The sequence below is a fragment of the Pedobacter sp. PF22-3 genome (assembly GCF_026239555.1).
Taxonomy (GTDB): Bacteria; Bacteroidota; Bacteroidia; order Sphingobacteriales; family Sphingobacteriaceae; genus Pedobacter.
Genome location: NZ_JAPIVP010000004.1, coordinates 335,946 through 352,279, shown reverse-complemented (window position 1 = coordinate 352,279; position 16,334 = coordinate 335,946). Strand labels below are relative to the sequence as shown.

General features: G+C 36.6%; 18 protein-coding genes. 10 read left to right on the top strand and 8 right to left on the bottom strand.

Annotation, left to right across the window (positions count from 1 at the left end; genetic code table 11):
* Positions 1-137: 137 nt before the first annotated feature.
* The 8 genes from OQX63_RS08160 to OQX63_RS08125 all read right to left on the bottom strand — a co-directional run bounded on the left by OQX63_RS08160 (position 138) and on the right by OQX63_RS08125 (position 8,194).
* Positions 138-1,442, bottom strand: a complete 1,305-nt coding sequence (locus OQX63_RS08160; protein ID WP_265850388.1) for an HlyD family secretion protein — start codon at positions 1,440-1,442, stop codon at positions 138-140.
* Entirely contained in the window at positions 1,432-3,624 is a 2,193-nt protein-coding gene (locus OQX63_RS08155) for a peptidase domain-containing ABC transporter (RefSeq protein WP_265850387.1), read from the bottom strand. The genes OQX63_RS08160 and OQX63_RS08155 overlap by 11 nt, the downstream gene beginning before the upstream one ends.
* A 1-nt stretch (position 3,625) precedes the next feature.
* Complete coding sequence (locus tag OQX63_RS08150) at positions 3,626-4,708, bottom strand: hypothetical protein (protein ID WP_265850386.1); 1,083 nt, start codon at positions 4,706-4,708, stop codon at positions 3,626-3,628.
* A gap of 290 nt (positions 4,709-4,998) precedes the next feature.
* Positions 4,999-5,931, bottom strand: a complete 933-nt coding sequence (gene gwsG / locus OQX63_RS08145; RefSeq protein ID WP_265850385.1) for a grasp-with-spasm system ATP-grasp peptide maturase — start codon at positions 5,929-5,931, stop codon at positions 4,999-5,001.
* 218 nt (positions 5,932-6,149) lie between these two features.
* Complete coding sequence (locus OQX63_RS08140; RefSeq protein WP_265850384.1) at positions 6,150-6,347, bottom strand: hypothetical protein; 198 nt, start codon at positions 6,345-6,347, stop codon at positions 6,150-6,152.
* 36 nt (positions 6,348-6,383) lie between these two features.
* The gene (locus OQX63_RS08135; RefSeq protein ID WP_265850383.1) at positions 6,384-6,584 is read right to left on the bottom strand and encodes a hypothetical protein; all 201 of its coding nucleotides are present in this window, start codon (positions 6,582-6,584) and stop codon (positions 6,384-6,386) included.
* Positions 6,585-6,742: 158 nt separating this feature from the next.
* Positions 6,743-6,946, bottom strand: a complete 204-nt coding sequence (locus OQX63_RS08130; RefSeq protein WP_265850382.1) for a hypothetical protein — start codon at positions 6,944-6,946, stop codon at positions 6,743-6,745.
* Between the two features lie 669 nt (positions 6,947-7,615).
* Positions 7,616-8,194 carry a phosphoribosylglycinamide formyltransferase gene (locus OQX63_RS08125; protein WP_265850381.1) on the bottom strand — a complete coding sequence of 193 codons (579 nt, stop codon included), beginning with the start codon at positions 8,192-8,194 and terminating at the stop codon, positions 7,616-7,618.
* Positions 8,195-8,434: 240 nt separating this feature from the next.
* On the opposite strand from OQX63_RS08125, the gene rpsT reads away from it, so the two are divergent.
* The 10 genes from rpsT to OQX63_RS08075 all read left to right on the top strand — a co-directional run bounded on the left by rpsT (position 8,435) and on the right by OQX63_RS08075 (position 16,213).
* Positions 8,435-8,689 carry a 30S ribosomal protein S20 gene (gene rpsT, locus OQX63_RS08120; protein WP_029277289.1) on the top strand — a complete coding sequence of 85 codons (255 nt, stop codon included), beginning with the start codon at positions 8,435-8,437 and terminating at the stop codon, positions 8,687-8,689.
* A 69-nt stretch (positions 8,690-8,758) separates the two neighbouring features.
* A complete protein-coding gene (gene radC / locus OQX63_RS08115; protein ID WP_265850380.1) occupies positions 8,759-9,457 on the top strand; it encodes a RadC family protein in 699 nt (232 codons plus the stop codon).
* A gap of 108 nt (positions 9,458-9,565) precedes the next feature.
* Entirely contained in the window at positions 9,566-10,402 is an 837-nt protein-coding gene (locus OQX63_RS08110) for an endonuclease/exonuclease/phosphatase family protein (protein WP_265850379.1), read from the top strand.
* Between the two features lie 3 nt (positions 10,403-10,405).
* Positions 10,406-11,170, top strand: a complete 765-nt coding sequence (locus OQX63_RS08105) for a prolipoprotein diacylglyceryl transferase (RefSeq protein WP_265850378.1) — start codon at positions 10,406-10,408, stop codon at positions 11,168-11,170.
* 5 nt (positions 11,171-11,175) lie between these two features.
* On the top strand, positions 11,176-12,570 hold the full coding sequence (locus OQX63_RS08100; protein WP_265850377.1) for a radical SAM protein: 1,395 nt from the start codon (positions 11,176-11,178) through the stop codon (positions 12,568-12,570).
* A 1-nt stretch (position 12,571) separates the two neighbouring features.
* Positions 12,572-12,763, top strand: coding sequence for a hypothetical protein (locus OQX63_RS08095; protein WP_265850376.1), 192 nt, complete (start codon positions 12,572-12,574; stop codon positions 12,761-12,763).
* 14 nt (positions 12,764-12,777) lie between these two features.
* Positions 12,778-12,972, top strand: coding sequence for a hypothetical protein (locus OQX63_RS08090; RefSeq protein ID WP_265850375.1), 195 nt, complete (start codon positions 12,778-12,780; stop codon positions 12,970-12,972).
* Positions 12,973-13,168: 196 nt separating this feature from the next.
* A complete protein-coding gene (gene pheT / locus OQX63_RS08085; protein WP_265850374.1) occupies positions 13,169-15,568 on the top strand; it encodes a phenylalanine--tRNA ligase subunit beta in 2,400 nt (799 codons plus the stop codon).
* A gap of 31 nt (positions 15,569-15,599) precedes the next feature.
* Positions 15,600-15,890, top strand: coding sequence for a hypothetical protein (locus OQX63_RS08080; RefSeq protein ID WP_205056582.1), 291 nt, complete (start codon positions 15,600-15,602; stop codon positions 15,888-15,890).
* A 32-nt stretch (positions 15,891-15,922) separates the two neighbouring features.
* Positions 15,923-16,213 carry a cell division protein ZapA gene (locus OQX63_RS08075; RefSeq protein ID WP_029277272.1) on the top strand — a complete coding sequence of 97 codons (291 nt, stop codon included), beginning with the start codon at positions 15,923-15,925 and terminating at the stop codon, positions 16,211-16,213.
* Positions 16,214-16,334 lie beyond the last annotated feature (121 nt).

Here is a 16,334-nt window from a genome sequence, read left to right as displayed (position 1 = left end):
GCTCACTGCATAATAAATAACTTCTTTTTACCTTTTTTACGAAGGTATTTTATTGAATGAATAGCTGTTTCACTGCAAAGTTAAATCCGAATTGACCAGATGATGCTTTTTCTTTTAATCAGATCAAAATTTCTACGCTAACTTTGGTATCCCAATAACTTTCTGATTTGGTATAAAAACCGTTCAATTAACCTTAAATCCTGCGTTACAATTTCTGCATTACCTTTTAATTCTTTATCAAAAGTGAGGGTTTTGTTATACGAGGTGGTTAATCCTTTTGGTAAACTAACATCTACATAGTAGTTTCCCTTTTCATCTGGGGTGAAGGAAATATTTTGTACACTGCCTTCTAAAATGCCGTATTCCTGAAAACGATAATTATCCAGTTTGATCAGTACCTTTTCGCCGCGGGCTATTTTTCCTGAATTAATTGCGGGAACAAGTAACCGGCCAATTAGTGCCTTTTTATCATCAGGAAGTATGGTTAATATGGCATCACCCCGTTTTAAAAATTGATTTTCACCCCAAAACTGCTGGAAACTGGCTATACCGTCTGTTGCTGACATGATTAAATAATTTTGCTGCCATTGCCTTAACGATTTTTTTAATTGTTCAAACAACTGTAAGGTTTGCAAAGCAAAATTACTTTTGTCTTTCTCATGATTAATATTTATCCCACTTTTTGTTTTATTAAGGTTTGCAATGGCTTCTTGGGTTTGCGAAAGGGAAATTTCTATGTTTTGTATGCTTTGTTCGGCTTGTATAAATTTAATTTTTTCATTTTCAAATTCGGCGGTCGAGATTACTTTTTGATTAACGAGCTGTACCGTTCGCTGATAATTTTTCTTAACCAGCTCAAATTTGGCCAACTCCAGTTTTTTTTGGTTTTTTAGCGCAAGTTCTCTACTTCTATTGGCGGTGATGTTTTGTTCAGTGGCTTTGTTTTCTGGTGCGTAGGGCTTAAGTGATGCAAATAATTTCTCGTCCTGAAATGCCTTTGCGAAATTATTATAATCGCTCTGCAGCTCACCCAATTTAAATGTTGATACCTTATTTACCGGGAAAGAAGCCATTTGGGCCGGAGCTGTTGAATCAATGATGTTGATGAGTTGCAAAACATCCTCGTAGTTTGCTGTCGACTGTAATATCATCAAAACCTGGTTTTTATGAACCTGCTGATGATCTTTTATCAAGATTTTTTCCAGTTTAGAATCTATTCTTGCTTCTAGCTTTTCTGGTGGGTTTTGTGAAGTTACTATAATTGTAGCAGGTACAAATTCCGGATATTTGATAAAGTAACTCATGAGCAAAATCATGAACAGAATACCCAAAATAACGGCATTGCCCCAGCGGAACATCCAATGCGGGGGATTTGATAATACATCCTGAACAGCTTCAGAACGGAGCTGTATCTCATCTAATTTATCTTTTTTAGTTTCCAAGTTCGAGCTGATTTTTAATTAATCTATAGTATTCACCTTTTTTTGCTACCAATTGGTTATGGTTGCCTTCCTCTACCACAATTCCTTTATCCAGTACTATAATCTTATCGGCATGTTTCACAGTCGATAACCGATGTGCAATAACAACTGCAGTTTTTCCCTTAAAAAACTGCGCTAAATTTTCGATAATGATTTTTTCATTGTTTGCATCTAAAGCACTTGTAGCTTCATCAAAGAAGATATAATCCGGGGTTTTGTAGACTGCTCGGGCAATAAACAGTCTTTGTTTTTGGCCCCCGCTCATGCCAATGCCCTCGTTGCCTATTTTAGTATTGTAGCTTAAGGGTAAATCTTCAATAAAACCTTGAACGTTTGCAATTTCCACCGCTTTTCTCAGCTTTTGTTTATCTATAATATCTTCGCCAATAGCAATATTGTTGGCAATGGTATCGTTAAATACGTAGCTTTCCTGCATCACTACACCGCAATGTTTTCGCCAATGGCTGGGTGATATACTTTTGAGATCAGTGCCGCCAATCTGAACATCACCTTTTTCGGGTTCGTAGAATTTGGTAAGCAGTTTTAATAACGTAGTTTTTCCACTGCCGCTGGCACCAACAATTGCAGTGGTTTTTTGATAGGGGATAACCAGGTTCAAATCTTGAAAGACGAATGTATCTGAGCCAACATATCTAAAAGATACATGATTTAGCGCAATATCTTTTTGTGGGATTTCGGTTATATATTGTCCATCAATACTTTCTTCGTCCTTTTTATCATGAATTTCGCCAAGTCTTTCCAAAGATATTTTGGCATCCTGAGTTTGTTTGATAAAATCTATCAATTGTAACAATGGACTATTTAACTGGCCAATAATATACTGCACAGAAAGCATCATTCCTAATGTAAGATTCCCATCGAGTACCAGTTTTGCGGAAAGAAAACTGACTAAAATATCTTTAATCTGGTTGATAAAGCCACCGCCAACAGATTGCCATTGTTCTAAGGAAAGTGCCTTTATTCTGATTTTAAACAACTTTACCTGTAAAAATTCCCACCCCCATCTTTTTTGTTTCTCCGCATTGTGCATTTTGATTTCCTGCATGCCATTAATAAGCTCGATTACGGTGCTCTGCTCTTGCGAAACCTGGGAGAACATTTTGTAGTCTAGTTCTTTTCTTTTTTTAAGGAAGAAGGTAATCCACGCCACGTAAAGGATGGCTCCAATTAAATAAACCGCAAACAGCCGGTAATCATACATCAGCAATACAATGCTAAAAATGATCAGGTTAACCATAGAGAACAGTGTATTTAACGAAGAACTTGTCAGCAATTGCTCAATTCTATGGTGATCGTTAATGCGTTGCATAATATCTCCCGTCATTCTCGTATCAAAGTAACTGATTGGAAGTTTCATTAATTTGATGAAAAAATCGGAAACGATAGAGATGTTTATCCGGGTCGAAAGATGCAGCAAAATCCAGCTGCGAATAATATCAATACCCATTTTACCCATAAAGAGCATTACCTGTGCCAGTAAAACCAGATAAATAAAATTGATATCCTGATTTTGTATCCCTACATCTACTACACTCTGGGTAAGAAAAGGAAAAATTAACGATAGCAAACTTCCGGCAAGTAAGCCCAAGGCAAGCTGAATGACGAGCGATTTGTATTTTAATAAATAGCGGGATAGAAAAGCAAAACTTGTTTTCTTTTCTTCCTCATCAAAGTCATCCTGATAGAATGACGGGCTTGTTTCTAATATTAGCGCAATACCTTCTTCTGTTTCTTCATTCGCATTTTCGCCAATCCAATATTTAATAAATTCTTCTTTTGCGTAAGTGATTAAACCATAACCAGGATCTGATATATAAACTTTTTCGGCTTTATCAATTTTATACACTACTACATAATGGTTTTTGTTCCAATGTATCAGGCAAGGTAGAGGGGCATCTGCAACCAGGGTTTTAAAATCTATTTTAACCCCTAAAGTTCTAAAACCTAAACTTTCTGCCGCATTGCTGAGCCCCTGTAAGCCACTACCTTCTCTGGTTGTTTCTGTAAGTGTTCTTAAGTGCTGAAGCGGAATACTTTTATTGTAGTGTTTAGCTATAATGCGTAAGCAGGTAGGGCCACAGTCTTTTTCATCTGGTTGTTTATAAAAGGGGAATTTTTTCATTTTATGCTGTCCAGATTTTATTAAAGGTTTCGGATAATTTATCCCTATCGATTATGCTGCCTGATGCAGAAACATTTATGCCGGATTCTTTTAGCGTAAGATAACCTTCTTCATTGTTCCATTTGGAGATATAAGGATTATATGCGCATTCAGAACGATGAAACCAGTATTTTGCTTCCTTTTCAGGTACCCGTACATCAGTACACATGTATCTGAATTCGCAGTTTCGGCAAACCAGGGTATCTTCCTTATTGATGTTGCCAAGGGTTAAAAATAGTTTACTATTGATGATTTGATGAAATTCATCATAACCCATTAAATTAATGTTGCCAAAACTTTTGATGTTATTAAGTCCATTTTTAATATTGCCACTTTGGTCTATATAGATTTTGCCATTGTAATAAGTGTGTTTGTTATAAGCCTCCAGGAAAAAATCCTGATTAACGAATAACTTGTCTATGGTTAGCAGCCGCTGGTAATCTGCAAAACTTTCAGTGAAAAAATTATAATATATGTTATCTTTCAGTTTGGTTTGTGCGCTGTCTAAACCAAAAAAGTTAACTGAAAATAGGGCAGTCTGTCTGGCAAATTCCCGCTCATATTGGTCAAAGCTTTCTGCATCAAACATTTCGATATAAAGGTAGATGCTGTCGATTTCCAAATGGGCAAACGACTTCATCATTTTGATCACGTCATTATCCAACCGGGGTGAAATTATGCTTAGGTTTTGAAGTGGGGTCTGACTTATAAAACCAATAAAATTGTTGCTCGTATTCACATGTACTACAGCGTGCGTGAGCTCGTTAACCTGATGTAATGCCTTCGATATTTTCGGAAATCTTTTCTCTTCCTGAGCAGATGCTACCTCAAAAATGATCTCTAAATTTAAAAGGTAATTTATGAGTTCGCTGCGCTCAGATAGATCGGGAATCATATCAAAATTAATAAGGCCATCGGTTTTTAAAATATCGTAATGTGCATTGGAAATAAAATAATAGTCTTTACGCCCCAAATCGTAAATAATAGATCTATTATAGCCACTTACTGGTACGCAAAGCTGATTTCTGAGGTATGATTTAGTCATATAGGAGATTTAAAATATAGATCGAGCTGTAAGCTATTAGTATGGTAGATTTTAGATACTCTTGTTTTAACCAGGTATGTGGGTTTAGGCTTTTTTATCAATGATTTTATATGCAATGGTGCTTCTCCGGTAGCTATCAGATCTTTTATTTTTTTCATTGTTTTTATCGATGTGGTTTAAAATAAGTGGAGGTGCATTCTAACTTTTTCATTGTTTAAATAAAGTTTTTGGATTGCCCTTTTTTCGAATCGAGGTTTGGTCAGTACCATCCAAATCAGATTGAATAAAACTTAAAGTGCCATTGCAATTTCTTTCTCTAAATTGTAGTTACAAGGGGCAGATACCATCCCAAATTGACCAACCGGGTTTAAGTCTAAAAAATAATATTTAGCGTCATCGCTTGCGTAAATCACATCAAACGATGCACAGTTCAGTCCGTATGCATCAAGCATTTTTTTTAGCTTTTGTTCATATGTTTTTTCGAAAGTGTAAGGCGCAACCCTATTTGGTTTATCTCGATCATAATTCCTGAAATCTACATTCGTCTTACTATTGTTCTGAGAGAATATGGCCATGGCATAAAATTTACCATTGAGGTAAAAAGCCCTAATCTCATAAGCTTTCGCAATGGCGCGCTGAAAAAAAGTGGGTACAAATTGCTCCGGAAGTGCATCAATATCTTCGCGCTTAACCATTGAGGTATAGGCCATGTGCGAGAAACCCTCATCATCCTGCAAAGAAAACGGCGTGCTAATGGGTTTAGAAATAATACACTTTTCTTGCTCGAAAAAATTATGGAGTGCCTTTTTGCAACCTGTTACCAGGTATTGAGGCGCTAAAATGCCGTGTTGTTGACACAGATCCATTAAATATAACTTATTGATGTCGCTGTTTTTGAATTTATTGATTGACGGTATTTTATCTAACCTATGATAAAAATATTCAATCAGTGCGGTGTGCTCAGTGCGCAGATAATTTTTAACCAAATCGTTCTTAAATTTACCAAAGAGATCCAATCCGCCTCTGCGGTACCACATTTTGGTAATCTGGCTACCTAAAATTGTTTTCCCGTTTACAGTGATTGCAAAATCCAAAGAGGTAAGCCACAGCAGATCCACCAAGCTATCTTCATTGATTCGGATAAAGGGCTTATTGAGCTTGATAAGCCAGCTAATTACAGCACTGGTAGAATAATCGTTGTTAATGGAGAATATTAATATCACGTTACCCGAGGTTATAATTTTATATTTAGCCTGTTAGGCCACTTATATAGATGTTATTTTTTAGCTGCGCAATGACGAAAAAACAAGCTTAAGTTGTACTAGTCTACACCCCACAAATTAGTGATTGCCGATAATCAGGTTAGTCTGATTTCAAAATTAACGCTAGGTTTAATAAAACCATCGAGCTTATATGCCCGATGGTTAATGGAGCTGGTTAATTAAGTTTGCCAAGAGGAAGATGCCGGATAACCGATTGTTTCGCCCTGATCATTGTACATTGTTGTGGTTTTATCAGCACAATGATCGCCATAGGTATATTTGGTGCACAGTGCTGTACTTCCCATAGCACGGCCACCGTTAACCTGACAGCTGTTTAGCGCTATTTTCTTTTCCAATAATTTTTTGCTGTTTTTCATGTTCTGTAAATTAAATCATGGTTTGAGGGATAGCTATTACGGACAATTTGTGAAAAAGCATTCTTCAACTAATTGCTTCTTATCTGTCACTACTTGAGAATGTGTCACCGTACAGCCCTGATCATTTGTATAAGTATGGTTTACATTTTGGTAAGTCTCAGCCGACGCACGACCACCACTGATTTGACTATTCTTTAGCTCGATTTGTTTCTCGAACAATTTGTTGCTGTTTTTCATGTTTTTCTGATTAAATTTTACACTTTATAATTCGTTCAACAACTTTAAAAAAATGAAACCTTAAATGTAATGGTGAAAGCTTTGGCATACTTTATTATCCTCACTTAATTCATTAACATTTAAGCATGAAAATTTCTAAAAGTTAAGATAACACGGTATTATTTGTCTGTAAAAATGGGGTCGTAACCAATTGGTGAGCCAGAACCAGGTTGGTCAAAACCGATATCTGTGCAGGTGTCAGGGTTTTCTCTTGTTCCTGTTTCTGCTACAGAAGTTTGGTTGCTAATGCCAAGTTTGCCACCGTTTATTTGGCAATCTTTTAACTCAATTTTTTTTTCGAATAAGCTTTTTTTTGTTTTCATAATGAAAATTTAACTTAATTAACTCGCCACCTTACCCTGGCGTTTGGGCTTTTGCTAATTGGCTTTTATAACTATTATTTGTACGTCTACAAAAGATATATTAAAGCAGCCTATTTTGTTGGTGATTTGGAAAAGCAAGCACGCGTTATTGCTTAACCACATTAAACTTCCTTAAAAAGTAACACCGATACAAGGGAGAATTGATATACGGGATGATTGAGTCTACATTCGTTAATGTTTTATATAAAAGCGCTAAACATTAAAGTGGCTGTGTTTAGTTTTAATTGATTGGGCAAACTGATTAAATTGGTGCATTAGCCGATGTCTGTGCCTGTTTAAAAAACAGGATCAAACCGACCATGCTTATCCAGATTGTATTGAAGATGAAGCTATAGGATTTAATTTAAAGAAAAGTGTGATTTGCTTTCAATGCAAATGGCAAGCAAATCGGATTTTAAAGTGACCAGCAAAAAAGCAACTGTTGCCAGCTGATTTTAGTTGCAAATTAAAATTCTGATTACCAGTAAATACAAGAATGATATGAAATGAGGAGGCTGCCCAAAATTAGGCATAAGTGTTTCTGTTGGGTATTTATAGATATATAAATCAGCAACATGCATGGCAGGCTTTTATTCCAACCTTACAACAAGAATGTTTTAACTTAAGAAGCTATTTGCTGATTTTCTTGACCAGGCTTTCTACTATGCGTGGATAATGCTGGTGTTCAAGCTGCTGTCCCTTAAATTTTACCATTTCCAGGTTATCGTTTTTGTCTATCCTGTAGCGGGCCTGGTAAATGTATTCACCTTCATCATAATTTTCGTTCACATAATGAATGGTTATTCCGCCTTCGGCTTCGCCGGCAGCCATCACCGCCTGATGTACATGGTCGCCATACATGCCCTTTCCGCCAAATTTTGGAAGGATTGCCGGGTGGATATTTACAATTCTGCCTGGATAAGCGTGGATCAGGTTTTTAGGAATCAGCCAAAGGAAGCCAGCCAGTACAATAAAATCAATTTCAAGATTTTTGAGCAGATCTACTACCTCATCGGTCTGATAGAATTCATTTCGATCGAAAATATGAGTGGGAATTTCGAAATTATCGGCTCTCTGTAATACATATGCATCGGCATTGTTGGTCAATACCAAAGATATTTCTATTTCATTACTTCGCTTAAAATGCTCCATCAGCTTTTGGGCATTAGAGCCAGAACCTGATGCAAAGATGGCTATTCTTTTTTTCACTCAAAATCGTTTTGCCCAAAAATAGTATTTTTAAGCCTGTTTTCTCCATGGAAAGGAATTTTTATTCAATTATGTTAAAGTATTATTAATGAATAATTTTAACTTATTTTTACTGCTCGAAAACTGGGTTAAGTTTTAATGAAAAAAAAGTTAAAAGTGTTTTGTAATTTAAAAACATTAATCCTATATTTGCAACCCGAATTATAGGAAACGAATAGAAAAATAAAAGGCTAAATAGAAATGGCAAATCATAAATCTTCATTAAAAAGAATTAGAGCAAACGCAACAAAACGTTTACGTAACAGATATCAGGCAAAAACTACGCGTACCTTTATTAAAAGATTACGTGCTGCAGAAGATAAAAAATCTGCATCAGATTTATTGCCTAAAGTAATCTCTATGTTAGATCGTTTAGCTAAAAAGAACATCATCCACAAAAACAAAGCGGCAAACAACAAATCAAAATTAACGAAATTCGTTAACGGTTTAAAATAAGCCATTTTTTTTACGATATTAGGAAGGCATCCCAACGATAAGTTAGGATGCCTTTTTTTATCTTAAAAAATGGAAAACTACGAACAGAAGCTAGGTATAAAGTTATGGGCTGAAGAAGATCGCCCGCGTGAAAAACTTTTATTACACGGCAGAAGACATTTAACGGATGCCGAACTGATTGCCATTTTAATTGGCTCGGGTAACAAAAATGAAACCGCTGTAGATTTAAGTAAAAGGATTTTATCTTTTTACGATAACAATTTAACAAAACTTGGTAAAGCTTCCATTGTGGAACTTTCGAGGTTTAAAGGGATCGGAGAAGCCAAAGCCTTAACCATTATCGCTGCTTTAGAGCTTGGCTTACGACGAAAGGAAACTACAGAAGAGGTGATTACGCATGTAAATACTTCTAAAGATGTGTATAAATATTTACATCAAACCTTTGCTAATCTCAACCACGAGGAATTCTGGATATTACTGCTAAACAGGTCTAACCGGGTAATAGGAAAATTTTTGATCAGTAAAGGCGGGCAGGCGGGTACGGTAGCCGACCCGAAAATTATTTTTAAAACGGCTTTAGAAAACAATGCCGCAAATATTGTATTGGCGCATAATCATCCTTCAGGAAATTTAAAGCCTAGCGAAAGCGACGATAAATTGACCAGGGATATGGTTGCTTCAGGTAATTTGCTCAGTCTATACGTGGTTGATCATCTGATTTTTGCCAACAACCGCTATTATAGTTACAGAGATGAAGATTTAATTTAAAAGATATTTCGATGTTAAAGTACAATTAGCATTAAATTAGTATAATAGCGGCTTAAAATTAAGCGTTACTGGCCAACCAGTATGAATTAAAATAGTTAAATTATATTTATGCGTACTTTAAAAATCATTCCTCTTTTTCTTTTATTAACCATTGCAGCTTTCGCTCAAAAACAGGCTGTTCCCATTAATATCATCACCTATAACATCCGCTTGAATGTAGCATCAGACGGCGTTAATGCCTGGCCAAACCGAAAAGACAATGTAAAAGCTTTGGTCAAATTTCACGATGCCGATATTCTTTGCGTGCAGGAAGCCTTACCAGAACAATTTGACGCCCTGCTCGAAAAATCTAATTTTGATGTGGTAGGCGTTGGACGCGATGATGGTAAAAGAAAAGGAGAGTTTTCAGCTGTTTATTTCGATAAAGACCGTTTCACTAAAAAAGATGGCGGAACATTCTGGTTATCAGAAACGCCTGACGTACCTTCAAAAGGATGGGATGCTGCGCTTAACCGTGTGTGTAGCTGGGTAAAGCTTTATGATAAGCTAAATAAAAAAGAATTTATTGTTTTTAATACCCATTACGATCATGTTGGGGTAAAAGCGAGAATTGAATCAGCTAAACTTTTAAAGCAAAAGATACAGCAGATAGCGCCAAATTTGCCAGTTGTTTTTACCGGTGATTTAAATGTGACGCCAGAAACAGAGGCCATTACTACCATCAAATCTTTCCTTATCGATGCGAAAGATATTTCTATAGAACCTCCATACGGGCCCTCTGGTACTTTTAATGGTTTTCACTTCGACAGCGACCTAAAAGACCGGATTGATTATATTTTTGTAAATAAAGGCTTTAAAGTGCAAAAGTTTGCCGTATTAACAGATAGCAAAGATAAAAGGTATTATTCTGATCATTTACCTGTTTTTTGCCGGTTATTCTTTTAATCAATGCTGTTAAAATCCGTATCGCCATTTCCTTTTCAATTCGAGCTTCTTGGTCATCAATACCATTATCATTATATTTTCGAAACCCTGGCCTTTATAATTGGTGTAAGGTTATATTACTATTATAAAAAGGGAATTGTAGATCCGATATCAGACGAAAACAGGCTTTGGATCATGTTGGGGGCTATGCTTGGCGCCCTGATCGGTTCGCGGGTAATCGCGGTACTCGAAACACCTCAGGTGCTCCATCATCTTAGTTTTTCGGTTCTTTATCAAAGTAAAACCATTGTCGGCGGTTTGCTTGGTGGCTTATTTGGTGTCGAATTGATTAAAAAGATAATAGGCGTAAATATTGCCTCCGGAGATGTTTATGTTATCCCGATTTTAGTAGCATTGATTATAGGCCGCATCGGCTGCTTCTCAATGGGGATCGACGAGCCCACCTATGGTGTCCCTACGCATTTTTTTATGGGCATGGATCTGGGCGATGGTGTACTTCGGCATCCCATCATGCTCTACGAAATGATTTATCTCATGCTTTTGATTTTCTTTTTCAATAGCTTAAAACATAAGGAGCTAATTAACGGCGATCAGTTTAAGCTATTTATGGTTTTGTATTTTCTATTTCGCTTCTTAATCGAATTTATTAAGCCTTACCAGTCATTATTTTTAAATTTAAGCAGTATTCATTGGTCTGCATTGTTTATTTTTATTTATTATTATAGATTCATCATCAGAATTTCGAAACAGATTTTAAATAAGCAGTAAACATTATGGCCAATACCAGAGATTATATATACTACGATTATACCAAAAGTCTTTGTCCGGAGTGTTTGCAGCTTTGCGATGCGAAGATTGTTTTTCAGGATGCTAAAGTGTTTATGTTGAAAAACTGCAGAACACACGGTGATAGTAAAGTGATGATTGCCGATGATGTTGAATATTACAAACAGATCAGGAATTACAATAAACAATCGGAAATGCCCCTTAAGTTTAATACCAAAGTGCATTACGGTTGTCCTTATGATTGTGGCTTGTGTACCGATCACGAACAGCATTCTTGTTTAACGGTAATAGAGGTTACTGATCGTTGCAACCTGGCCTGTCCAACCTGTTATGCTATGTCGTCACCTAGTTACGGCAGGCACAGAACTTTGGCAGAAATAGAGCGCATGATGGATGTTGTTGTGGCCAACGAAGGTGAGCCCGATGTGGTACAGCTCTCAGGCGGGGAACCAACTGTGCATCCTGAATTTTTTAAAATTTTAGACCTTGCCAAAACTAAACCCATTAAACACTTAATGGTGAATACCAATGGTATCAGGATTGCCAAGGATATTAATTTTGTGGAAAAATTGGCAACTTACATGCCTGATTTTGAAATCTACCTGCAGTTTGATAGCTTCAGCGCTGAAGTATTAACAAAGCTAAGAGGCGAAGATCTTACCGAAGTGCGAAGAAAGGCTATCGATCATTTAAATCAGTTTAATGTATCTACTACTTTGGTGGTAACCTTGCAAAATGGGTTGAATGATCATGAGATTGGCGATATTTTAGACTATGCGCTTAAACAGAAATGTGTTCGTGGTGTTACTTTCCAGCCTACCCAGGTTGCCGGAAGAAATGATGATTATAACGATCAGCAGGGAAGAATTACCTTAACCGAAGTGCGCAGAAAGATTTATGAGCAATACCCAACTTTTACGCCGCAAGATTTAATTCCTGTGCCATGCAATCCCGATGCATTATGTATGGCCTATGCTTTAAAAATCGGTGACGAGGTGATTCCGATGACGCATCTGATCAATCCTGAAGATTTGCTCAACAATTCAAAAAATACAATCGTTTTCGAACATGATGAAAAATTGAAAGAACATATGCTCAATCTGTTTAGTACAGGTGTTTCTGTTGATTGTGCAGAAGATACTTTTGGAGAATTGATGTGCTGCCTGCCCAGGGTAAAATCAGATAGTTTAAGTTACGATAATTTATTTCGGATCATTATCATGAATTTTATGGATCCGCTGGACTTTGATGTGCGTGCAGTTAAAAAATCATGTGTACACATTGTAAGCGATAAATATAAAATGGTGCCTTTCGAAACCATGAATATTTTTTACCGAGACAATAAAATAGATCTGATCAGGGAAAAATTAAATATGAACTAATATGGGTTTATTTGGCTTATTTGTGATCTATTGCCTTACTGCAATCGTACTTTTTGTTGTGGGGATTATTCAGATTATTATTAAATCATCCAGGAACGAACCGGTAAAGCCCGGCCTAAAATTGCTTATTATTTCGGTAATTATGGTGGTAATCGGTTTTGGTGCCTGTGCAGTATTACTCGCCAACAGTTAATTTCAAAATAAATCATGGAACTTTTTATTGTATACTGGGTAATTGTCGGATTGTTATTTACAATTGGTATCATTCAAATTATTGTAAAAGCAGCTAAAAATCAACCTGTTAAGCCAGGACTTAAATTGGTTATTGCTTCAGTGATTATGCTGGTAATAGGAGCAGGGGCATGTGCGGTCATTCTATCCAATCTGAATATTCGCAATTAGTCATTTATACGGTGTGTTTGAACTGGAGTTTTTAGCTTTCGTAAGTCTCTAATCTCATGTCTGGAATCTCAAATCTAAATAATTTAACTTTCTCCTTTGACCTTTAAATAATATCTTTGCGTTTTATAATTCTTGAACCAGGATTTTAGCGCTCATGAGTCTCAAATCTAAGGTCTCGAATCTCAAATCTCAATAGATGAAAATATCATATAACTGGTTAAAACAATTCGTACAAATTGATAAAACCCCTCAGGAGCTTTCTTTAATCCTTACCAATGTTGGTTTGGAAGTAGAAAGTGTAGAACAAGTGCAGCCTGTTCTGGGCGGTTTAGAGGGCTTGGTTATCGGCGAAGTATTAACCTGTGTTCAACATCCCAACGCCGACCGTTTACGGATTACAACAGTAAATGTTGGCGGAAAAGAAAATCTTCAGATTGTTTGCGGTGCACCAAATGTAGGGGCTGGCCAAAAAGTTGTAGTGGCTGTAGTGGGTACAACGGTATACCCTTTAGATGGAGAACCTTTTAAGATAAAAGAATCAAAAATAAGGGGTGAACTTTCGCAGGGAATGATCTGTGCCGAAGATGAAATTGGTTTAGGCAAATCGCATGATGGAATTATGATCCTTGCTGAGGATACAGAAGTTGGGATCCGTGCGAAAGATCATTTCAAAATGGAAGATGATTTTGTTTTCGAAATCGGATTAACACCCAACCGTGCCGATGCGGCTTCACATTTAGGCGTGGCGAGAGATTTAGCTGCTTATTTCAGGAGTGAATACGAAATGCCCGATCTTTCTGCATTCAAAACGGACAACGAAAACCTGGTTATCCCTGTAGAAGTAGAAGATTTGGAAGCTTGCCCACGATATAGTAGCATTACCATCTCGGGCGTTACCGTAAAAGAATCGCCAGAGTGGTTAAAAGATAAATTAAAGGTGATCGGTTTACGTCCGATCAATAACATTGTTGATATCACCAATTATGTGCTTCATGGTTTAGGGCAACCTTTACATGCTTTCGATGCCGATAAAATTACGGGTGGAAAAGTAATCGTAAAAAAAGTTGCCGAAGGAACACCTTTTGTGACCCTTGATGATGTAGAGCGGAAGCTAAGTGCAGATGATTTAATGATCTGTAATGCTGAAGCGCCAATGTGTATAGCAGGGGTTTTTGGTGGAAAATCTTCTGGTGTTGATGCCAATACGCAAAATGTTTTCCTGGAAAGCGCTTATTTCAATTCAGTTTCTGTTCGTAAAACTTCAAAAAGACATGGTTTAAAAACCGATGCCTCTTTCCGTTACGAGCGTGGTACCGATCCGGAGATTACGGTAACAGCATTAAAATATGCTGCCCTGTTGATTAAAGAATTAGCTGGTGGTGAAATTTCTTCTTCAGTTGCTGATATTTATCCAAGCCACATCAAGCCGTTTGAGTTTGAAGTAAGTTATACCAATATCAATAAATTAATTGGCGCAAATATTCCTTCCGCCGAAATTAAACACATTATTACCGCTTTAGGCATTTCGGCAACCAATACTTCTGATGATACCTTAGCTTTAAGGGTGCCATCATTTAAAGTGGATGTAACCCGCGAATGCGATATTACTGAAGAGGTATTGCGTATTTACGGTTATAACAATATCGAAATTCCTTCAAAGGTAAATGCATCACTTTCTTACAGCATTAAGCCTGAAAAGGAAAATACACATAACGTAATTGCAGATATGCTTGCCGCTAATGGTTATGCAGAGATTATGTGCAATTCTTTAACCAAATCGGCCTATTCGAAAAATTTAGACGAAGCCGTATTTATTTTAAATCCATTAAGCAGCGATTTAAATGTAATGCGCCAGAATTTATTGATGCCGGCTTTAGAAAGTGTAGCTTACAACCAGAACCGTAAAAATGCAGATGTGAAGTTTTACGAGTTTGGTAAAACCTATCATTTAATTAATGAGCAATATGTTGAGCGCCCAAGGTTATTATTATTGATTTCTGGCGCTAAACAAAGTGAGCAATGGAACCACAATGCCAAATCAGCAACTTTTTATAATTTAAAATCAGCGGTTGATGCCATTATATCGCGTTTAGGTATTGCAAGTTATCAATCTGAAGTTTTGAACGACGAAAACTTTGCTTACGGAATTAAATATTTCCGTGGAGACAAAGCCCTTGTAAGTTTTGGTGCTGTTTCAAAGGCCGATCGTAAAGTGGCTGATGTAAATGCTGAAGTATTTTATGCTGATTTTAATTGGGCTGTTATGTTGGATATTGTAAGGAAAAATAAAATCGTGCACAAAGATGTTGCTAAATATCCGCAGGTTCGCCGCGATCTTTCTTTATTGATAGATCAAAATGTAACTTTCGATACTTTGAAGGGCATTGCTTTTAAAACTGATAAAAAGCTGATCAAGGAAGTTGGTGTGTTCGATGTATATGTTGGTGATAAATTGCCAGAGGGAAAAAAATCGTATGCTTTGAATTTTATTTTGCAGGATGAGGAACAAACCTTGACAGATAAGCAGATTGAGCATACCATGCAGAAATTAATCGCGAATTTAACGGCACAAGCTGGTGCAGAAATTAGGAAATAAAATATAAATTCGTATTTTTAGAAATAAATTCATGGCTTCTGTTGCAGATCAATTAGATAAAGTATTACAAAAAACGGCCCAGGTACTGGCCTTATGTAATACGCTACAGGAAGAAAATGATTTATTAAAGCTTGAAAATCAATCGTTAAAGGTAGCGCTCGATACAGCGAAAGGTAAGAATGTAGAACTTGATGAAAAATTAAGGGTTACAAAATTGGCTAAGCGTATAGAGGGGGCAAGTGAAAAATCGCTTGACATTAAACAAAAAATTAACGATTTTGTGCGGGAGATTGATAAGAGTATTGCATTATTGAAAAAATAGTGATGCAAGGAAATCAGAAACTAAGCTAACAAATGGGAGAAATCTCGATTAAAATAACCATTTCCGACCGTATTTATCCGCTAAAGGTGAATATGGAAGAGGAAGAAATTGTGAGACGGGCAGCGAAAATGATCAATGAGCGCATAAAAGATTATCAGGATAATTATGCGGTTAGAGATAAGCAAGACCTTCTTTCTATGGCTGTATTGCATTATGCAACGGCCGTATTAAGAACAGAAAATAAAGTACAAAACCAGGATACTGCTGTTGCCGATAAAGTTGAAGAATTGGATGTTTTACTCAGTAATTTCTTTTCAAAATAAGGTTCGTTCTTTCGGCATTCGTAACGTTGAATTATTTCAGCGCTTAGGCGATGCCCATATTTAGCATAAAAACATAGCCGTAGCTAGTTTTTGAGTTTCAAATTTTATAAAACTTAACACT